The sequence below is a fragment of the Streptomyces sp. NBC_00154 genome (assembly GCF_026342835.1).
Lineage (GTDB): Bacteria > Actinomycetota > Actinomycetes > Streptomycetales > Streptomycetaceae > Streptomyces.
This window is the reverse complement of record NZ_JAPEMI010000001.1, coordinates 3095819-3116220: the sequence shown is the minus strand read 5'-3', so window position 1 is coordinate 3116220 and position 20402 is coordinate 3095819. Positions and strand designations below refer to the sequence as shown.

At 66.7% G+C, this 20402-nt stretch carries 16 protein-coding genes; 8 read left to right on the top strand and 8 right to left on the bottom strand.

Annotated elements, in window-relative coordinates:
* Positions 1-18: 18 nt before the first annotated feature.
* A complete protein-coding gene (gene dnaB / locus OHA03_RS13955; protein WP_267008045.1) occupies positions 19-1479 on the bottom strand; it encodes a replicative DNA helicase in 1461 nt (486 codons plus the stop codon).
* Positions 1480-1957: 478 nt separating this feature from the next.
* Here dnaB and OHA03_RS13950 point away from each other — a divergent pair, with 478 nt between their 5' ends.
* Positions 1958-3295: an MATE family efflux transporter gene (locus OHA03_RS13950; protein ID WP_267004138.1), complete on the top strand. Its 1338-nt coding sequence runs from the start codon at positions 1958-1960 to the stop codon at positions 3293-3295.
* Between the two features lie 91 nt (positions 3296-3386).
* On the opposite strand, the gene rplI is transcribed toward OHA03_RS13950, so the two are convergent.
* From rplI to rpsF, 4 genes are all read right to left on the bottom strand, one after another.
* Positions 3387-3833, bottom strand: coding sequence for a 50S ribosomal protein L9 (gene rplI, locus OHA03_RS13945; protein WP_030930556.1), 447 nt, complete (start codon positions 3831-3833; stop codon positions 3387-3389).
* Between the two features lie 18 nt (positions 3834-3851).
* Entirely contained in the window at positions 3852-4088 is a 237-nt protein-coding gene (gene rpsR / locus OHA03_RS13940; RefSeq protein ID WP_003967857.1) for a 30S ribosomal protein S18, read from the bottom strand.
* A gap of 43 nt (positions 4089-4131) precedes the next feature.
* Positions 4132-4746, bottom strand: coding sequence for a single-stranded DNA-binding protein (locus OHA03_RS13935; protein ID WP_267004134.1), 615 nt, complete (start codon positions 4744-4746; stop codon positions 4132-4134).
* A gap of 74 nt (positions 4747-4820) precedes the next feature.
* The gene (gene rpsF, locus OHA03_RS13930) at positions 4821-5111 is read right to left on the bottom strand and encodes a 30S ribosomal protein S6 (RefSeq protein WP_030930552.1); all 291 of its coding nucleotides are present in this window, start codon (positions 5109-5111) and stop codon (positions 4821-4823) included.
* Positions 5112-5389: 278 nt separating this feature from the next.
* Here rpsF and OHA03_RS13925 point away from each other — a divergent pair, with 278 nt between their 5' ends.
* The 3 genes from OHA03_RS13925 (at position 5390) to OHA03_RS13915 (ending at position 8198) form a co-directional block, all read left to right on the top strand.
* Positions 5390-5704, top strand: coding sequence for a hypothetical protein (locus tag OHA03_RS13925; RefSeq protein WP_267004132.1), 315 nt, complete (start codon positions 5390-5392; stop codon positions 5702-5704).
* 210 nt (positions 5705-5914) lie between these two features.
* Positions 5915-7033, top strand: a complete 1119-nt coding sequence (locus tag OHA03_RS13920; RefSeq protein ID WP_267004130.1) for a peptidoglycan bridge formation glycyltransferase FemA/FemB family protein — start codon at positions 5915-5917, stop codon at positions 7031-7033.
* A gap of 133 nt (positions 7034-7166) precedes the next feature.
* Entirely contained in the window at positions 7167-8198 is a 1032-nt protein-coding gene (locus OHA03_RS13915; RefSeq protein ID WP_030973776.1) for an alanine racemase, read from the top strand.
* Positions 8199-8276: 78 nt separating this feature from the next.
* On the opposite strand, the gene OHA03_RS13910 is transcribed toward OHA03_RS13915, so the two are convergent.
* Positions 8277-9773, bottom strand: coding sequence for a glycosyltransferase family 87 protein (locus tag OHA03_RS13910; RefSeq protein ID WP_267004126.1), 1497 nt, complete (start codon positions 9771-9773; stop codon positions 8277-8279).
* Between the two features lie 136 nt (positions 9774-9909).
* Positions 9910-12627, bottom strand: coding sequence for a transglycosylase domain-containing protein (locus OHA03_RS13905; RefSeq protein ID WP_267004124.1), 2718 nt, complete (start codon positions 12625-12627; stop codon positions 9910-9912).
* A 377-nt stretch (positions 12628-13004) separates the two neighbouring features.
* Between OHA03_RS13905 and OHA03_RS13900 the strand changes: the two genes are divergently transcribed.
* From OHA03_RS13900 to OHA03_RS13890, 3 genes are all read left to right on the top strand, one after another.
* Entirely contained in the window at positions 13005-13712 is a 708-nt protein-coding gene (locus OHA03_RS13900) for a PadR family transcriptional regulator (protein ID WP_267004122.1), read from the top strand.
* Positions 13713-13779: 67 nt separating this feature from the next.
* The gene (locus OHA03_RS13895) at positions 13780-14862 is read left to right on the top strand and encodes an inositol-3-phosphate synthase (protein ID WP_030973768.1); all 1083 of its coding nucleotides are present in this window, start codon (positions 13780-13782) and stop codon (positions 14860-14862) included.
* Positions 14863-14986: 124 nt separating this feature from the next.
* Positions 14987-16255, top strand: a complete 1269-nt coding sequence (locus OHA03_RS13890; RefSeq protein WP_267004117.1) for an MFS transporter — start codon at positions 14987-14989, stop codon at positions 16253-16255.
* A 205-nt stretch (positions 16256-16460) separates the two neighbouring features.
* Here the strand turns inward: OHA03_RS13890 and OHA03_RS13885 are convergent, their stop codons facing one another.
* Positions 16461-17903, bottom strand: coding sequence for a CCA tRNA nucleotidyltransferase (locus OHA03_RS13885; protein WP_267004115.1), 1443 nt, complete (start codon positions 17901-17903; stop codon positions 16461-16463).
* Positions 17904-18089: 186 nt separating this feature from the next.
* Here OHA03_RS13885 and OHA03_RS13880 point away from each other — a divergent pair, with 186 nt between their 5' ends.
* Positions 18090-20387, top strand: coding sequence for a DUF6049 family protein (locus OHA03_RS13880; protein WP_267004113.1), 2298 nt, complete (start codon positions 18090-18092; stop codon positions 20385-20387).
* Positions 20388-20402: the final 15 nt, after the last annotated feature.

Below are 20402 nucleotides of genomic sequence, written 5' to 3'. Positions count from 1 at the left end.
TGTTCCGCCGGGCACACCTCAGGTCTGCGCCATGTCCACGAAGCGTGAGTAGTGGCCCTGGAACGCCACGGTGATCGTCGCCGTCGGACCGTTACGGTGCTTGGCCACCATCAGGTCCGCCTCGCCCGCTCGCGGGGACTCCTTCTCGTACGCGTCCTCGCGGTGCAGCAGGATCACCATGTCGGCGTCCTGCTCGATGGAGCCGGATTCACGCAGGTCGGAAACCATCGGCTTCTTGTCCGTGCGCTGCTCAGGACCACGGTTCAGCTGGGACAGCGCGATGACCGGCAGCTCCAGCTCCTTCGCCAGCAGCTTGAGGTTTCGGGACATGTCCGAGACTTCCTGCTGACGGCTCTCGGCCCGCTTCGAACCACCGGACTGCATCAGCTGCAGATAGTCGATGATCACCAGCTTGATGTCGTTCCGCTGCTTCAGACGACGACACTTCGCCCGGATCTCCATCATCGACAGGTTCGGCGAATCGTCGATGTAGAGCGGGGCGGCCGAGACATCCGGCATCCGACGGGCCAGCCGCGTCCAGTCCTCGTCGGTCATCGTGCCCGAGCGCATGTGGTGCAACGCCACCCGCGCCTCGGCGGACAGCAGACGCATCGCGATCTCGTTGCGCCCCATTTCGAGGGAGAAGATCACGCTGGGCAGGTTGTGCTTGATGGAAGCGGCCCGGGCGAAGTCCAGGGCCAGCGTGGACTTACCCATGGCCGGGCGTGCCGCGATGACGATCATCTGGCCCGGGTGCAGGCCATTGGTCAGCGCGTCGAAGTCGGTGAAGCCGGTCGGTACACCGGTCATCTCACCGGAGCGCGATCCGATCGCCTCGATCTCGTCGAGTGCGCCTTCCATGATGTCGCCGAGCGGCAGATAGTCCTCGCTGGTGCGCTGCTCGGTGACGGCGTAGATCTCGGCCTGCGCGGAGTTGACGATCTCGTCGACGTCGCCGTCGGCCGCGTATCCCATCTGCGTGATCTTCGTGCCGGCCTCGACGAGCCGCCGCAGGACCGCCCGCTCGTGGACGATCTCCGCGTAGTACGAAGCGTTCGCCGCGGTCGGCACGGACTGGACGAGAGTGTGCAGATAGGGGGCGCCGCCCACCTTGGTGATCTCGCCGCGCTTGACCAGCTCGGCCGCGACCGTGATCGGGTCGGCCGGCTCGCCCTTGGCATAGAGGTCGAGGATCGCCTGGAAGACGGTCTCATGGGCGGGGCGGTAGAAGTCGTGCCCCTTGATGATCTCCACGACGTCGGCGATGGCGTCCTTGGACAGCAGCATGCCGCCGAGAACCGACTGCTCGGCGTCGAGGTCCTGCGGAGGTACACGCTCGAAGCCGGGCGATCCGCTGTCCCAGCCGCTGCTCTCCCGGCCGCGGTCGTGCTGCTCACCACGTTCCCGGCTGTCACCGCGACGCTGGCGAGAAACAGGCAGACGGTCACTGGGACCGGCGTCGGTCCAGGGGTCGTCCAAAGGCTCGGGAATACTCACCGGCCACCTCCTCCCGTCCGCTCCGCGGACCCTCGCCGTGCCACTCCTTCTTACGGCACAGCACCGACAATCAAGACGCTCGACTCCGGTTCCATCACGTCGAGCTTCTGTGGGATTCCAGGGCTGAAACGGGGTGTGGGCGCCGGTCCACGGTAGGCGCCCCGGCACCGTCCGCCAATCTGGTTATCCACAGGGCATGTGGACGACGGATCAGATGCTGTGGAGAACTCCGCAGAACCTGTGCACGGAGCGGGGGACAGCACTGTGGACAAACTCATAACGCCGCCCTGACCACTGCCGTGACCTGGCCTTTCTCCGTCCACGGGCTGTGGGGGAGAAAAACTTTCCGACTCGGCACAAGATCACGGCAAACCAGGTGCAGAAGAACACAACGCACCGGTAAATGTAAGGATCACTATCGCATTGCATCCGTTACCTGTGGAAGGTTAGATTGGCGCCCATGACCCTGGCCCCAGCGACCTCGCACTCCAGCCGTCGACGGCACGATCGCGAGATCATCGCGCTCGCCGTCCCCGCCTTCGGCGCACTCGTAGCCGAGCCGCTCTTCGTCCTGGTCGACAGCGCCATCGTCGGCCATCTGGGCACACCGCAACTGGCCGGCCTGGGCGTCGCCGCGGCACTGCTGACCACCGCCGTCAGCATCTTCGTCTTCCTCGCGTACGCCACCACGGCAGCGGTCGCCCGGCGGGTAGGGGCAGGCGATCTTGCCTCCGCGATACGGCAGGGCATGGACGGCATCTGGCTGGCCCTGCTCCTCGGCGTCGCCGTCATAGCCGTGACGCTTCCCTCGGCATCCTGGCTCGTCGGGATCTTCGGCGCCTCCGACACCGCCGCCCCGTACGCCACCACCTATCTGCGGATATCCAGTCTCGGCATCCCCGCCATGCTCATCGTGATGGCCGCGACCGGCGTACTCCGCGGCCTGCAGGACACCAGAACCCCGCTCTATGTCGCCATCGGCGGCTTCGCGGCCAACGGCGCCCTCAACGTGGGTCTCGTCTACGGCGCCGGGCTCGGCATCGCCGGATCGGCCTGGGGCACGGTGATCGCCCAGTTCGGGATGGCTGCCGCCTATCTGATCGTGGTGGTACGGGGAGCGCGTCGGCACGGGGCTTCGTTGCGCCCCGACGCGACAGGGATCAGGGCCAGCGCGCAGGCCGGCGTCCCCCTGCTGGTCCGTACGCTGTCGCTCCGTGCCGTACTGATGATCGCCACCGCCGTCGCCGCACGCCTTGGCGACACCGATATCGCCGCCCACCAGATCATCCTCTCCCTGTGGAGCCTGATGGCTTTCGCCCTCGATGCCATTGCCATCGCCGGGCAGGCCATCATCGGCCGCTATCTGGGAGCCAATGACACCCAGGGCGCACGTGAGGCATGCCGTCGCATGGTCCAGTGGGGCATTACCTCGGGTGTGGTGCTCGGGGCACTGATCGTGCTCGCCAGACCCCTGTTCATCCCGCTCTTCACCCGCGACGGAGCAGTGCAGGACACACTCATCCCGGCCTTGCTGGTGGTGGCACTGTCCCAGCCGATCGCCGGCGTGGTCTTCGTCCTGGACGGTGTACTCATGGGCGCGGGGGACGGCCGTTACCTCGCCTGGGCCATGCTGATCACTCTGACCGTCTTCGCTCCGGTCGCCCTGCTTGTGCCCACGATCGGCGGGGGGCTGACGGCGCTGTGGTGGGCGATGGCCCTGATGATGACAGTGCGCATGGTGACGCTCTGGCTGCGGACTCGTTCGGGCAAGTGGATCGTCACCGGGGCCACCCGCTGACCACCGGCCGCGGAGCCTGTTTCACGTGAAACGACGAGGGGCCGCACTCCCATGGAGTGCGGCCCCTCACCTGCTCTGGTGAGCTCTGCCCTTAGGCAGCAACGACCTCGATGCCGAGCTTCGCCGCAACCTCGGGGTGCAGACGCACGGACACCTGGTGTCCGCCGAGCGTCTTGATCGGCGAGCCGAGCTCGACGCGACGCTTGTCGACGTCCGGGCCACCGGCAGCCTTGATCGCCGAGGCGATGTCGGCCGGGGTGACGGAGCCGAAGAGACGGCCGGCGTCGCCGGAGCGAACAGCCAGACGGACCTTCACGGCCTCGAGCTTGGCCTTGACCTCGTTGGCCTGCTCGATCGTCGCGATCTCGTGGATCTTGCGGGCGCGGCGGATCTGCGCCACGTCCTTCTCGCCGCCCTTGGTCCAGCGGATGGCAAAGCCACGCGGAACCAGGTAGTTACGGGCGTACCCGTCCTTGACGTCGACGACGTCGCCGGCAGTGCCGAGGCCGGAGACCTCGTGGGTGAGGATGATCTTCATTATTCGGTCACCCTTCCCTTATCGCGCGGTGGACGTGTAGGGCAGCAGCGCCATCTCACGGCTGTTCTTGACTGCCGTGGCGACGTCACGCTGGTGCTGCGTGCAGTTGCCGGTGACGCGGCGGGCACGGATCTTGCCGCGGTCGGAAATGAACTTCCGCAGCATGTTCGTGTCCTTGTAGTCCACGTACTGGGTCTTGTCCTTGCAGAACGCGCAGACCTTCTTCTTAGGCTTGCGCACAGGCGGCTTCGCCATGGTGTTTCTCCTGTGTGATCAAGAAGTGGGGGTACGAGCTTCCCTAGAAGGGGGGCTCGTCCGAGTAGCCGCCACCAGAACCGCCGGAACCGCCGGAGCTTCCGCCCCAACCGCCTCCGCCACCCTGCTGACCCCCGCCCTGCTGGCCGCTGGCCGGCGCGCTGGTGGCCCACGGGTCGTCGGCGGGAGCACCGCCGCCACCCTGCTGGCCACCGCCACTGGGACCGCCGCCCCAGTTGCCGCCGCCCTGCTGGCCACCGCCGTAACCACCCTGGCCGCCCTGGCCACCGCGACCGGTGGTCTTGGTGACCTTGGCCGTGGCGCTCTTGAGGCTGGGGCCGACTTCCTCGACGTCCAGCTCGTAGACCGTGCGCTTCACGCCTTCGCGGTCTTCGTACGACCGCTGCTTCAGCCGGCCCTGCACGACAACGCGCATGCCTCGCTGGAGCGACTCGGCGACGTTCTCCGCCGCCTGTCGCCAGACCGAGCAGGTGAGGAACAGGCCTTCGCCGTCCTTCCACTCATTGGTCTGCCGGTCGAAGATGCGGGGAGTGGACGCGACACGGAACTTCGCGACCGCCGCACCGGACGGGGTGAAGCGCAGCTCGGGGTCGTCGACGAGATTGCCGACGACCGTGATGACGGTCTCGCCTGCCATGGGTGAACCTCTCGGCGGGGATTGCTTCTGGCTGCTTGCTGCTACTCGAACCCGATGACCGCTGAGCTAGATGCTCAGTGGATCTCGGGACGGAGGACCTTGGTCCGGAGGACCGACTCGTTCAGGTTCATCTGGCGGTCGAGCTCCTTGACGATCGCAGGCTCGGCCTGCAGATCGATGACCGAGTAGATGCCCTCGGGCTTCTTCTTGATCTCGTAAGCGAGACGACGACGGCCCCAGGTGTCGACCTTCTCAACCTTTCCGTTGCCCTCACGGACGACGGAGAGGAAGTTCTCGATCAGCGGGGAGACAGCGCGCTCCTCGAGATCGGGGTCGAGGATGACCATCACCTCGTAGTGACGCATGTGGAACCCACCTCCTTTGGACTCAGCGGCCACGGTCGTTCCGTGGCAGGAGGGTCGTGATGCGTAAAGCAACAGTGTCTCCGAGTAAAACAGCCGGCACTGACAACGCCCTCCATCGAGAGGAGCTGATGTGCTGGCCTGGGCAGACACCGGTGCAGACCGTACAGAGTACCCGCACACCGGCTTCCGGTTGAAATCCGGTGCTCAGGAGACGCAATCTGTACACATCGGGTGTGAGCGGCGACACCATGCGCCGCCTTTCGGCCAGGAGGTACTCCATGGCACAGACAACGCGAACCCGCCCTGCCGTTTCCCTGCTGGCCACGGACGGCAGGCCCCATCCGCTCCAGGACACCCTGGTAGCGGTGACCGCCGTTCTCGGCCTTCTCGCCTTCGTGACGGCGATGTTCCACAGTCTGCATCTGATCAGCTCGTGGGCCGGACTCGTCGGGATCCTGACGGGTGCGTACGGGCAGTACATCTCGGTGACCACGCGCGAGAGGTTCCCGCTGATCCTCGGCATGGGCGCGTCCGCCATCGGATTCTTCCTGGGCATGGCCCATGGAGGCCTCTTCGGCGGCGTGGTCGGCTGATCCCGGCCCGGACCCGGCCGAACACATCGGGACCCGGCGCCGGTCCACACCACGGGGCCGTCCAGGTCCCGGTGGACCGGGCTGCCGGGTTCCACCGGGACGGCAAGGTCCCATAGGGCCAGACGGGACGTTCCCCGGTCGCAGTAGGCTTCGGCGCGAGAGCCGGAGCCCCTGACCGATGGGGACACACCTGCCGAGGAGCGCCCCGACATGAGCCTGACCCTGAGGACCATCAGCCGAGAGCAGCATCTGGCGTACATCCAGAGTCTGCCTTCGGCCAGTCACTGCCAGGTCCCGGCGTGGGCTGATGTGAAGACCGAATGGCGCTCGGAGAATCTGGGATGGTTCGACAAGAGCGGCAAGTTGGTCGGCGCTGGCCTGGTCCTGTACCGCCAGCTGCCCAAGATCAAGAGGTACCTCGCGTACCTCCCCGAGGGTCCGGTCATCAACTGGTACGCCCCGAATCTGGACGACTGGCTGCAGCCGATGCTGGCGCATCTCAAGCAGCAGGGGGCCTTCTCCGTGAAGATGGGCCCGCCGGTCGTCATCCGTCGCTGGGACGCGGCCGCCATCAAGTCCGGTATCCAGGACCCTGATGTGAAGCGTCTGCGCGACGTCGAGGCCACCCACATCGAGCCTCGCGCCTTCGAAGTCGCCGACCGGCTGAGGAAGATGGGCTGGCAGCAGGGCGAGGACGGCGGCGCCGGATTCGGTGACGTACAGCCTCGCTATGTCTTCCAGGTCCCGCTGGCCAACCGGTCGCTGGAAGACGTCCTCAAGGGCTTCAACCAGCTGTGGCGCCGCAACATCAAGAAGGCCGAGAAGGCCGGTGTCGAGGTCGTCCAGGGCAGTTACGAGGACCTCGCCGAATGGCAGCGGCTGTACGAGATCACCGCGGTCCGCGACCACTTCCGGCCGCGCCCGCTCTCTTATTTCCAGCGCATGTGGACGGTACTCAACTCCGAGGACCCCAACCGCATGCGGCTCTATTTCGCGCGGCACAACGGCGTGAACCTGTCGGCGGCGACGATGCTCGTCGTCGGTGGCCACGTCTGGTACTCGTACGGCGCATCCGACAACATCGGGCGCGAGGTCCGGCCCTCGAACGCGATGCAGTGGCGCATGCTGCGCGACTCGTATGCGATGGGCGCTACCGTCTACGACCTGCGCGGCATCAGCGACTCGCTCGACGAGACGGACCACCTCTTCGGTCTGATCCAGTTCAAGGTCGGTACCGGCGGCGAAGCCGTCGAGTACGTCGGCGAGTGGGACTTCCCGCTCAACAAGCTGCTCCACAAGGCTCTCGATATGTACATGTCGCGCCGCTGACGAAACCGGCTTCATTCGTTTCAATAGGTGCTTCAGCAGGCATGCCTGAAGGCAGGCCAACGATCTCAGGCACTTCATCAAGCTCCGCATACCTCTGATACACCGCAGCCACCAGAAAGGTTCCGGACCGGCCATGGCGCTCTCCCTCTACGTCGACACCGCGCGCTGGCGGGCGCACCAGAAATCCGTGCTCGACCAGTTCCCCGGGCTCGTCCCGGTCTGCAAGGGCAACGGATACGGCTTCGGTCACGAGCGGCTCGCCGACGAGGCGATCCGCTTCGGCTCCGACACCCTGGCCGTCGGCACCACCTATGAGGCGGCCCGCATAAAGGACTGGTTCAGCGGCGATCTGCTGGTGCTCACCCCGTTCCGGCGGGGCGAGGAGCCGGTGCCGCTGCCCGACCGCGTCATCCGGTCCGTGTCCTCCGTGGACGGTGTGCACGCCCTGGTCGGGGCCCGTGTCGTCATCGAGTGCATGAGCTCGATGAAGCGTCACGGCGTCAAGGAGGAGGAGCTGGGGCAGTTGCACGCCGCCATCGAGGACGTACGCCTCGAAGGTTTTGCCCTGCACCTGCCGCTGGACCGGACGGACGGCTCGGACGCCGTCGAGGAGGTCATCGGCTGGATGGACCGTCTGCGGGCGGCCCGGCTGCCGCTGCACACCATGTTCGTCAGCCATCTGCGTGCCGAGGAACTGGCCCGGCTGCAGCAGCAGTTCCCGCAGACCCGCTTCCGCGCCCGTATCGGCACGCGGCTGTGGCTCGGCGACCACGACGCGACGGAGTACCGGGGCTCCGTCCTCGACGTCACACGTGTCGTCAAGGGCGACCGGTTCGGCTACCGCCAGCAGAGAGCCGCCTCCGACGGCTGGCTGGTGGTCGTCGCCGGCGGTACGTCGCACGGCGTGGGCCTGGAGGCCCCGAAGGCCCTGCACGGCGTGATGCCGCGGGCCAAGGGCGTCGCTCGCGCCGGCCTGGCCACGGTCAACCGCAACCTGTCACCGTTCGTCTGGGCGGGCAAGCAGCGCTGGTTCGCCGAGCCGCCGCACATGCAGGTGTCGATCCTGTTCGTACCTGCGGACGCGCCGGAGCCGAAGGTCGGGGACGAGCTGGTCGCCCATCTGCGCCACACGACCACCCAGTTCGACCGTCTCGTCGACCGCTGAGGCGCTGGGCCGACCCGGAGAACGACCGTTGAGGCCAGGGTCTCGCCGAGGGCTCGCAGCCTTCCGGCGAGGCCCTGCTCAGTCGGTGGCCGATTCGTGCGCCGCGCCCCACTCCACCCACGGTCCCTCGACCGCGTGCGCCGCGTGCCGCGGCCGGTGCGTCGCTGCGTGTCCCAGTACAAAAGCGTCCTCGGCCCCGTCGAGCACCCCGCCCGACGGATCGTCCGACCCGTCGCTGCGTACGACGTCCCGCTCCGGCATCAGGATGTCCCGTACGACGACGGCGCAGAGGTACAGCGTGCCCAGCAGATGCACGGCGATCGCCAGCTGGTACCCCTCCGTCGGCAGCCCCTGGTGCTTGTCGCCGCTCGTCGTGTACGCGAGGTACATCCAGATCCCCAGGAAGTACATGACCTCGCACGCCTGCCAGATGAGGAAGTCCCGCCAGCGCGGCCTGGCCAGCGCCGCAAGAGGGATCAGCCACAGCACGTACTGCGGTGAATAGACCTTGTTGGTGAGGATGAACGCCGCGACGACGAGAAACGCCAGCTGAGCGAAGCGGGGCCGGCGCGGGGCCATCAGCGTCAGCACACCGATGCCCGCGCACAGCAGGATCGTCAGCAGCAGCGAAATGTTGTTCACGGTGTCGACCGAGATGGAGATACCGGCACGCTGCGCGATGATCAGCCAGAACGAACCGAAGTCGAGCGGCCGGTCGTGGCTGAACGTGTAGAACTTCTTCCACCCCTCGGGCGCGAACACCATCACCGGCAGGTTCACCACCAGCCAGGATGCGGCCGCGCCGAGCGTCGCCACGAAGAACTCCCGCCATTTGCCCGCGCGCCAGCAGAGCACGAAGATCGGCCCCAACAGGAACACGGGATAGAGCTTGGCGGCCGTGGCGAGGCCGATGAGGACGCCGAACGCCAGCGCCCGCTGCCGGGACCACATGAGCATGGCCGCGGCCGTCAGGGCGACGGCCAGCAGGTCCCAGTTGATCGTCGCGGTGAGCGCGAAGGCGGGCGCCAGGGCGACCAGTAGCCCGTCCCACGGACGGCGCCGGTGCGTACGGGCGACACACACGGCCATGACCGCGGTGCAGATCATGAGCATGCCCGCGTTGACCATCCAGTACATCTGCTCGCGGTACTGCATGGAGCCGCCGGGCGTCAGCCAAGCCGCGACCTGCATGAACACACCCGTCAATACGGGGTACTCGAGGTACTGCATGTCGCCGCTCAGCCGGTCGAAGTACGGCACGAGGCCGTCGGCGAAGCCACGCCCGACGAAGAGATGCGGAATGTCGGAGTAGCAGGCATGCGTGTACTGCGAGCTGGCACCTCTGAACCACGCCCAGTTGTAGCAGGGCGCCTTCTGCACCATGCCGAGCGCAAACATCCCGATGGCCACCAGCGCGACGACACGCACGGGTGTGAGCGGGCTGGTGCCGGTCCTCGCCCAGCGTCCCGACCGGCCGCCGATCAGCTCGCTGCCGGCCGCCGCGATCTCGTCCTGTTGCGTGGGCCGTACGACGGGCCGCTCGTGGTGCACGCTCGTGTCCTCTGCGCTTGGCATGCCGCACATCCTGCCGTACGGGACTGTGGAAACGGCGAGGGCCGCCGCACCGAGTGGTGCGGCGGCCCTGGGGACGTCTCCTGCGGCTCCCCCTTCGCCGGCCTCTCGGCCGGGTGGAGCGCTTGCCTGCCGGGCGCTACCCGGCCGGGCCTCCGAAGATGCTGCCGTTCCCGTTTCCGTTCCCGTTGCCGCCACCGGCACCCCCGGGGGACGACGTCGGGTCTGTCGAGGGCACGGGCGTTCCTCCCGTGCTGCCGTCGGTCGTTCCGGTGCTGCCGCCTGTGTTGGTGCCGCCGTTGCTGTCCTGGCAGTTCCAGTCCCACGCCTTGCAGCTCTTGCTCGGGCCGGGGTTCGGGAAGGACGGGGTGCTCGAAGGCGTCGAGGACGGCGTGCTGGAGGGGGTCTCCGAAGGGACGATGCTCGGCGTCGGGCTGGGGCTCGGCGCGCCACCGCCATAGACCGTGTCGCCCCAGGGCTCCGGCTTCGGGAAGCTCTCGGGCGTCGTTCCCTTCAGCGCTTCGATCATGTAGTCGTGCCAGATCTGGGCCGGGAACGAGGCACCGTGGATCGTCTCCTCGCCACCCGTCCCGTACATCTTCTCGAACTTACGGTTCTTGTGCTTCTCGTTGTCGTCCAGCCGGTACATGCTGATGGCCGTCGACAGCTGCGGGGTGTAGCCCACGAACCAGGCGGACTTGTTGTCGTCCGTCGTACCCGTCTTGCCCGCCACCTCGCGGCCGGGGAGCTGGGCAGGCGTGCCGGTTCCCTTCTCCACGACGTTCTTCAGGACGTCGGTGACGTTGTCGGCGATGGCGTTGTCGAAAGCGCGCTTGTTGACCTTCGGGTGCTGATAGACGGACTCGCCGCGGTACTTGACCTCTTCGACCGAGTACGGATCGCGCTGCATACCGCTGGTGGCGAAGGTGCCGTACGCCCCCGCCATCCGGATCGCACTCGGCTGGGACGTGCCGATGGAGAAGGACGGAACGGTCGAGTCCGCCATGGAGCGGTCGTCACGCAGACCTGCGGCGACGGCCGCCTCCTTCACCTTGTCGGTGCCGACGTCCATACCGAGCTGGACATACGGGGAGTTGGCTGACCACTGCATGGCCTCGCGAAGGGTGATGTTGCCCCTCGACTCATGGCCGTCGTTGGACTGCAGCCATTCCTTGCCGTTCTCGTCGGTCCAGATCTCACCGTTGTACTTCTTGATCTTCAGCAGGTCGTCGGCGTTGTAGATGCTCTTCGGCGAGACCTTCGTGCGCATCGACTCGCCCTGATCCGGGTCGCCGGCCGGGTCACGCTTGCCGTACTCCATCGCCGCCGTCAGCACGAACGGCTTGAAGGTCGAACCGACCTGCGCACCGGTGATGTCCGCGTTGTTGGTGAAGTGCGTCGTCGCATCCTGGCCGCCGTAGATCGCGGCGATGGCACCAGTTTTCGGATCCACCGACGCGCCACCGAACTGGACGTGCGTGTCCGTCTTGGGGCGCTGCTTCGGCTTGATCTTGTTGTCGTAGACCTTCTTGACCGCGGCGTTGAGCTTCTTGACCTTCTTCTCGTCGAAGGTGGTGTGGATCTCGTATCCGCCCTGGGCGAGCTTGTCCGCGGTGATGCCCTTGGTGTTGTTGTTGAGGAAGTTCGACTTGGCCAGGTCCACCAGATAACCGATCTGGCCGCCCAACTCCGCACCCTTCTTCGGCGGGTCCGGCATGGGGAACCCCTGCTTCAGGAACTTCTGGCGATCCTCGGGCTTCATCCGGCCGTCCTTCACCTCTTCCTCGAGGATCCAGGCCCAGCGCGTCTTCGCGCGCGCCAGGTTCTTCGCCGGGGTGGCCTGTATGGGGTCGTACTCGGGAGCACCCGCCGGGTCGTAGTAGGTCGCGCCCTTGAGCAACGTGGCCAGGAAGGCACACTGACTCGCGTCCAGCTTGCTGGCGGCCGTGCCGTAGTACGTACGGGCCGCGGCCTGGATCCCCGATGCGCCTCGTCCGTAGTACGAGATGTTGAGGTAGTCGGCCATGATGTCCTTCTTGTCCATCGTTTTGCCGACCTTGAGCGTGATGAACAACTCCTCGAACTTGCGGCTCAGCGTCTGATCCTGAGAGAGCCGCGAGTTCTTCACATACTGCTGGGTGATCGTCGAGCCACCCTGGGTCTCACCACCCTTGGCCATGTTGTAGAGGGCCCGGGCGATACCCATGGGGTCGATACCACTGTCCGTTTCGAACGACTTGTTCTCTGCCGAGATGACAGCGTTCCGCATGGCTGCGGGGATCTGCGAGTAAGCGATGATCTGACGGTTGGTCCCACCACCCGTGGCGACCATCTGCTTGCCGTTCGCCCAGTAGTAGACGTTGTTCTCCGCCTTCGCAGCATCCTTCACCTTGGGCGTGCCGACCATCGCGTACGCCAGCCCGGCGAAGCCCATGAGCAGGCCGAGGAAGCCGATACACAGACCGGAGACCAGCCTCCACGACGGCAGCCAGCGCCTCGCTCCGTACTTGTCGGCGCGCGGGTAGTCGATGAAGCGCTTCTTGGCAGGAGGCTGATTGCCGCGCCCCCGGCCCCTGCCGGGGCCTTCGCGCCCGTCGCCGCCACCACGACGGCGACCCCCTCCGCCATAACCTGCGCCACCCCCCTCGGCGGCACGGCGCCCGCCGCGCTGGGCGGCCCTCCTGGCCTCGGCGCGTCCGCCGTACGGACTCTCTCCGCCATAAGAATCGGAAGGTGACTCGGAAGTTACTCCGCGTGACGGCGCTGCACGGCGTCCTGAGGACGACTGGGCGGCTCGTCTGGCCGCGGCACGCCCGCCACCTTGCGGTTGCTGCGTTTTGCGACGGTGCTCGCTCATCGAACGACTACTCCTCGGGCAGGCAAGAACGCCTGGAAGCGGCAGTTGAGATCCGGTCCCCCCGAATTACGGACCAGCCCTGCGACAGGCTCATCCGCAGCCGGTCCGGTCGGTCCGCGATGACTGACGCGCGCGGACGTCACACGGTTCCCGGTGGTCTGCATCCCGCACAGACTACGCACGCTCAAAACCCCCCTAGAGCCGAAGTTCACCCCAAATAACGCAAGTCGCTTACTACGAATTGATGATGTGACGCCGTTCACGACGGTCCCCCTTGTCGCAACGCGACGAGCGATCTATCGTCTGGATGTATCGAGTCGATACATCAGCTCGGCATAGGGCTCCACGAGAGCACTCGGAGTAAGGAGGAGGCGAAGTTGAGCAGACGCTCCGGCATCCTCGAATTCGCCGTACTCGGCCTGCTCCGCGAGTCGCCGATGCACGGGTACGAACTGCGCAAACGCCTCAACACCTCGTTGGGGATCTTCCGCGCCTTCAGCTACGGGACCCTCTACCCCTGCCTCAAGACGCTGGTCGCCAACGGCTGGTTGATCGAGGAGACAGGAAATGCTCCCGTCGACCTCCCGCCCGTCACCGGCCGTGCGGTCGCCCCTGCCTCTTCACTGGCTGGGCGCCGCGCCAAGATCGTCTACCGGCTGACGGCAGAAGGTAAGGAGCACTTCGAGGAGCTGCTCTCGCACACCGGCCCCGACTCCTGGGAGGACGAGCACTTCGCAGCCCGCTTCGCCTTCTTCGGGCAGACGGAGCACGAGGTGCGGATGCGCGTGCTGGAAGGCCGCCGCAGCCGGCTGGAGGAGCGCCTGGAGAAGATGCGCGCCTCTCTGGCACGAACCCGCGAACGACTCGACGACTACACACTTGAGCTGCAGCGACACGGCATGGAGTCCGTGGAGCGCGAAGTGCGCTGGCTGAACGAGCTCATCGAGAGCGAGCGGTCGGGACGGGATCAGCGACGATCCTCGCCCGAGGGCTCGGCTCCGCAGAACACAGCAGGAGAGTCGGACGGCCTGCCCCGGCATCGGGGTCATACCCCGCCGGATCCGTCCGACGACACCGGCAAATGAAGTCCCGGCAGTTCCGCAGGGCCTTCATCGGAATCACCGAGAACACTCAACACAGGGAGCAACCGGAATGGGTTCGGTTCGCGTAGCCATCGTCGGCGTGGGCAACTGCGCCGCCTCGCTGGTGCAGGGCGTCGAGTACTACAAGGACGCCGATCCGGCCGGCAAGGTGCCCGGTCTGATGCACGTCCAGTTCGGCGAGTACCACGTGCGTGACGTCGAGTTCGTCGCCGCCTTCGATGTCGACGCGAAGAAGGTCGGCCTCGACCTCGCGGACGCCATCGGCGCGAGCGAGAACAACACGATCAAGATCGCCGACGTGCCGAACACCGGCGTGACGGTCCAGCGCGGCCACACCCACGACGGTCTGGGCAAGTACTACCGCGAGACCATCGAGGAGTCCACCGAGGCCCCGGTCGACATCGTCCAGGTCCTCAAGGACAAGCAGGTCGACGTTCTCGTCTGCTACCTGCCCGTGGGTTCCGAGGTCGCTGCGAAGTTCTACGCGCAGTGCGCCATCGACGCCAAGGTCGCGTTCGTCAACGCCCTCCCGGTCTTCATCGCCGGCACCAAGGAGTGGGCTGACAAGTTCACCGAGGCCGGTGTCCCGATCGTCGGTGACGACATCAAGTCTCAGGTCGGCGCCACCATCACGCACCGCGTGATGGCGAAGCTCTTCGAGGACCGGGGCGTCGTCCTGGACCGCACGATGCAGCTGAACGTCGGCGGCAACATGGACTTCAAGAACATGCTTGAGCGTGAGCGCCTCGAGTCCAAGAAGATCTCCAAGACGCAGGCCGTCACCTCCCAGATCCGTGACCGTGAGCTGGGTGCGGACAACGTGCACATCGGCCCGTCGGACTACGTGGCCTGGCTGGACGACCGCAAGTGGGCGTACGTGCGCCTCGAGGGTCGCGCCTTCGGTGACGTTCCGCTGAACCTGGAGTACAAGCTCGAGGTCTGGGACTCCCCGAACTCCGCCGGTGTCATCATCGACGCCGTGCGTGCCGCGAAGATCGCCAAGGACCGCGGCATCGGTGGCCCGATCCTCTCCGCGTCCTCGTACTTCATGAAGTCCCCGCCAGTCCAGTACTTCGACGACGAGGCCCGCGAGAACGTCGAGAAGTTCATCAACGGCGACGTCGAGCGCTGACCCGACCGGAAACGGCGCGTCACCGTAGGAGGGCGATGAGCGGCAACGCTCTTTCTCTCCCGCATCGTTGAGGGTCCCCGGGTAATCCGCCCGGGGACCCTCAACGTATGTGACCCTTGCCCTCATGCCCGTCGTACGTGATCTGCGCGTACTCCTGCGCCTTCGGAACTTCCGTCGTCTGCTCGCCGTACGGCTCCTCTCCCAGTCCGCCGACGGCGTCTACCAGGTCGCCCTCGCCGCACACGTCGTCTTCTCCCCGGAGAAGCAGACCTCGGCGGGAGCCATCGCCTCCGCGATGGCCGTACTACTGCTTCCGTACTCGCTCATCGGCCCCTTCGCCGGCGTCTTCCTGGACCGCTGGCCGCGCCGCCAGGTCTTTCTGTACGGCAATCTGCTGCGCACCGCCCTCGCCTGCTGCACCGCCCTGCTGATCCTCGGCACCGCGCCCGACTGGCTCTTCTACGCCTCGGCCCTGTGCGTCACCGCGGTCAACCGCTTTGTACTGGCGGGCCTCTCGGCCGCACTGCCCCGGGTCGTCGACGAGGGCCGACTGGTCATGGCCAACTCGCTCTCACCGACAGCGGGAACGCTCACCGCCACGGCAGGCGGCGCCCTTGCCTTCGCTGTGCGTCTGGTCGCGGCGGACTCCGATGCGGCGGTCGTGCTGCTGGGCGCGGGGCTCTACCTTGCGTCGGCGCTGGCATCCCTGGACCTTGCGGCCGATCTCCTCGGGCCGGATCCGGGCGGCCCCCGTCTCCGGCTGAGGGACTCCCTGGCCACCACCGCACGGGGACTCGTCGGCGGACTGTGCCATCTGGCGGAACGGAAGGACGCAGCACGGGCGCTGGCCGCCATCACGGTGATCCGGTTCTGCTACGGGGCGCTGACCGTCATGGTGCTGATGCTGTGCCGGTACGCCTGGTCCGACAGCAACTCCGGCGGACTGGCCCTGCTCGGCCTTGCCGTGGGGTTCTCAGGTGCGGGATTCTTCGCGGCGGCCGTGGTGACGCCCTGGGCGGTGGGGTGGCTCGGCCGGTTCCGCTGGATGGCGGCCTGTGCAGCCGCGGCCGCCGTCCTCGAACCCGCACTGGGGTTGTGGTTCAGCCCGAGCCCGATGCTGGTCGCGGCGTTCGTCCTCGGACTGGTCACCCAGGGAGCGAAGATCGCAACGGACACCGTCGTTCAGACGTCGGTGGACGACTCCTTCCGCGGCCGGATCTTCTCCCTGTACGACGTGCTGTTCAACGTGGCCTTTGTGGGCGCTGCCGCAGTAGCCGCCCTTGTCCTGCCTCCTGACGGCGAGTCGGCCGCAGTGGTGATCGGAGTTGCCGCGCTCTACACGATCGTCGCAGTGACGATGTTCCGATGGAGCCGTGTCGCTGGAGTGCTATGACGGCGGCCACCCCGGCGGTCCGCCACCGCAGGGCCGGCCGCCCCAGAACTTCAGACCTGTGAGCGCACCGAGCGCCACCACGGAAATGAGGACGCCGTGAACCGCCAGGAAGACCGCGACGAGGGGCACTGTTTCACGTGAAACAGTGCCCCTCGTCCCATCGGCGGCGTCATGTTTCACGTGAAACATGACGCCGATTCCGACCTCAGGTCTGCGCGGCCCACCACTTCTTGAGCTCAGCGACCGCGGTGTCGTGCCCCATCGGGCCGTGCTCCATCCGCAGCTCCAGAAGGAACGCGTACGCCTTGCCGATGACCGGCCCAGCACCGACACCCAGCGTCTGCATGATCTCGTTGCCGTCCAGGTCGGGCCGGATGGCATCCAGCTCCTCCTGGTTCTTCAGCTGTGTAATGCGCTCCTCTAGTGCGTCATACGTCCGCGAGAGGGCACCGGCCTTGCGCTTGTTCCGCGTCGTGCAGTCCGAGCGGGTCAGTTTGTGCAGCCGTTCCAGCAGCGGACCCGCATCGCGCACATACCGACGAACTGCGGAGTCGGTCCACTCCCCGTCGCCGTAGCCGTGGAAGCGCAGATGCAGCTCCACCAGCTTCGAGACGTCCTTGATCATGTCGTTGGAGTACTTGAGCTCGACCATTCGCTTCTTGACCATTTTGGCGCCCACCACCTCGTGGTGATGGAACGAGACGCGCCCGTCCTTCTCGAAGCGCCGGGTCCGCGGCTTGCCGATGTCATGGAGCAGCGCAGCGAGCCGCAGGGTCAGATCGGGCCCGTCCTCCTCCAGATCGATCGCCTGCTCCAGGACGGTCAGCGAGTGCTCGTAGACGTCCTTGTGACGGTGATGCTCGTCACTTTCCAGTCGCAGCGCGGGCAGCTCCGGCAGCACCTGCTGTGCCAGTCCCGTGGAGACCAGTAGGCCAAGACCCTTCCGGGGGTGAGCGGAGAGCAGCAGCTTGTTGAGCTCCTCACGGACCCGTTCGGCGGAGACGATCTCGATACGTCCTGCCATCTCGGTCATCGCGGTGACCACATCGGGGGCGACGTCGAAGTCCAACTGCGCGGCGAAGCGCGCGGCGCGCAGCATGCGCAGCGGGTCGTCGGAGAACGACTCCTCGGGCGTCCCGGGGGTGCGCAGCACGCGCTCCGCCAGGTCCTCGCGGCCGCCGTGCGGGTCGATGAATTCCTTCTGCGGCAGCGCGACGGCCATCGCATTGACCGTGAAGTCGCGGCGTACGAGGTCTTCCTCGATGGAGTCGCCGTAGGAAACCTCCGGCTTGCGCGAGGTCCTGTCGTACGCCTCTGACCGATACGTGGTGACTTCGATCTGGTAGCCGTTCTTCTGGCACCCCACCGTGCCGAAGGCGATACCGACCTCCCACACCGAGTCCGCCCACGGACGGACGATCTTCAGGACGTCCTCGGGGCGGGCATCGGTGGTGAAGTCCAGGTCGTTCCCCAGCCTGCCGAGAAGCGCGTCCCGAACCGAGCCGCCAACCAGGGCGAGACTGAATCCGGCATCCTGGAAACGGCGGGCGAGGTCGTCGGCGACCGGGGACACCCGCAGCAGTTCGCTGACTGCGCGGTGCTGCACCTGGGTCAGGGCACTGGAGATGTCTTCATTGGCGTTCGGCACAACAGAAAAGGGTACGTGCCCGGACCGGCCCGGGCGTCATCGTTTCTTTCCGCCCTGCAAGACTCTCCCGATCACCACCAAGCGCACTCCCCAGCACGTGGCCCCCACGCACATCGTTACCATGCGGGGACGCAGCAACCGACAACGATCGACAGCAGCTGACTACGACGAGGGACGGACAGGCGCGTGGCCGAGGCGGCAGACATTCAGGGGATCAGTCACTCTCCTGCCCGCCGGTGGCTGCGGCGCACAGCCTCCGTGATCCTCGGAGCGCCGCTCGTCGCCGCTCTGCTGGCCGGTCCGGCCGTGCCCGGAGCGCAGGCCGACGAGGCGAGCAAGGCTCCGACCGGCTCCAGCACCGTCGACGTGACCCTGGACTCCCTGGCGCCCAGCGCGCCGGTGAAGGGCGACACACTCACTGTCTCCGGCACTTTGACCAACAGGAGCAAGGAAGCGGTCACCGATGCCCGGGTCGACCTGCGGGTGGGGCCGCGACTGTTCGGCAGGACATCCATCGACGCGGCAGCCGAACGCACCGGGTATGTGCCCGGCAGCGATCCGGCGGCGATCGGCGGCAAGTACACACTGAAGATCGCGAAGCTCCCGTCCGGGATCACCCAGAACTTCACGCTGTCCGTGCCCGTGGGCAAGCTGGGGCTCGACGAGGCCGGTGTCTACCAGTTCGGCGTCTCGCTGTCCGGACGGACCTCCCGTGCCCCGTACGAGCAGGTCCTCGGCATCGAGCGGACCTTCCTTCCCTGGCAGGAGGACGAGAGTGACTCCAGGACTCGGATCACCTATCTCTGGCCGCTGATCGCGTCGGCCCACCTCACTGCCGAGACGGGTTCCGACGAGCAGCAGACCCCGGTCTTCGCCGACGACGACCTCGCCGCGGAGCTCGCTCCGGGCGGGCGCCTCGAGCAGATGGTCTCGCTGGGCACCCAGCTTCCTGTGACCTGGGTGATCGACCCGGATCTGCTGGCCGGTGTCGACGCGATGACGAAGAGCTACCGCATCAAGGTCGGCGATACCACCATCGCCGGGAAGAACCAGGCCGTCGCCAAGCAGTGGCTCACCAAGCTGGAGACAGCTGTGGCGGACGACAAGGTCGTCGCGCTGCCGTTCGCCGACCCGGATCTGGCGTCCCTCGCCCACCGCGGAAAGAACGTCTCGGGAAGCCTCAGCCACCTGCAGAACGCCACCGAGGTGGCCGGCCCGACGGTGGAGACCGTCCTGCATGTGAAGCCGTCCACGGACTTCGCGTGGCCGGTCGAAGGCGCCATCGATCCGTCGATCGTCGATGTCGCCACATCGGCCGGTGCGCACAACGTGATCGCCCGCAGCGACAGCCTCCAGGAGACCGGGGGACTGCCGTACACGCCGAGCGCGGCCCGTCCGATCGGTGGCGGCACCACCGCTGTCGTCGCCGACTACCGGCTCTCCAAGGCCTTCGAGGGGGACATGTCCAGTGCGGGGAATTCCACCCTCGCCGTTCAGAAGTTCCTCGCCACGACCCTCGCCCTGAACAACCAGGACACGGACGCCGAACGCAGCATCGTCGTCGCACCGCAGAGGATGCCGACCGCCGCTCAGGCACAGTCGATGGCACGCGCCCTGCACGCCCTCGACGACGAACGGTGGACGCAGCCCCTCGACCTGGTGGACGCAGCCGAGGCGGAGCCCGACGCCGACGCGACGACGAGGGTTCCCGGGACTTCCCAGTACCCGAGGAAGCTCCGCAGCCAGGAGCTGCCCACCCAGGCCTTCCAGGACATCAAGGCCACCCAGGCCTCACTCGACAGCTTCCGGGTCATCCTCACCCAGCCGGAGCGGGTCGTCACACCCTTCGGCAACGCGATCAACCGGTCCATGTCGACCTCGTGGCGCGGCAAGCCGCTGGAGGCACAGCAGTACCGGGACTCGGTTCGCACGTATCTGCACGGCCTCACCAACGAGGTGCAACTCATCTCCAAGTCGGACGTCACCCTGTCCGGCCGCAGTGCCACCATCCCGGTGACCGTGCAGAACAAGCTGGTGCAGGGTGTCGATCATCTTGTTCTCCGGCTGAAGTCGGACAACGCGACGCGGCTGAGGCTGAACGACGGCGGCGCCGTGGCGGAGAAGCCGATCCGCATCGCGGGTGGCCACAGCCAGTCCGTGAAGTTCGACGCCTCGGCGAACGCCAACGGCCAGGTGCAGGTGAGGGCGCAGCTCTACACCGAGGACAACACGCCGTACGGCGAGGAGATGACCTTCACGGTGAAGGTCTCAGAGGTCACACCGACCGTGCTGCTGGTGATCGCCGGCGGACTGTTGCTGCTGGTCCTCGCGGGCATCAGGATGTACACCCATCGCAAGCGTGCCAACGCGGACGGCCCGTCCGGAGGCGAGGGCGGTGAACCCGAGCAGCCGAGTGACCCGACGCCGGACACCGGTCCGGAAAGCGGGGAGCCGTCGGGCACGGGTGAGAAAGTGGACCGTTGAGCGATGTCTGTCGTG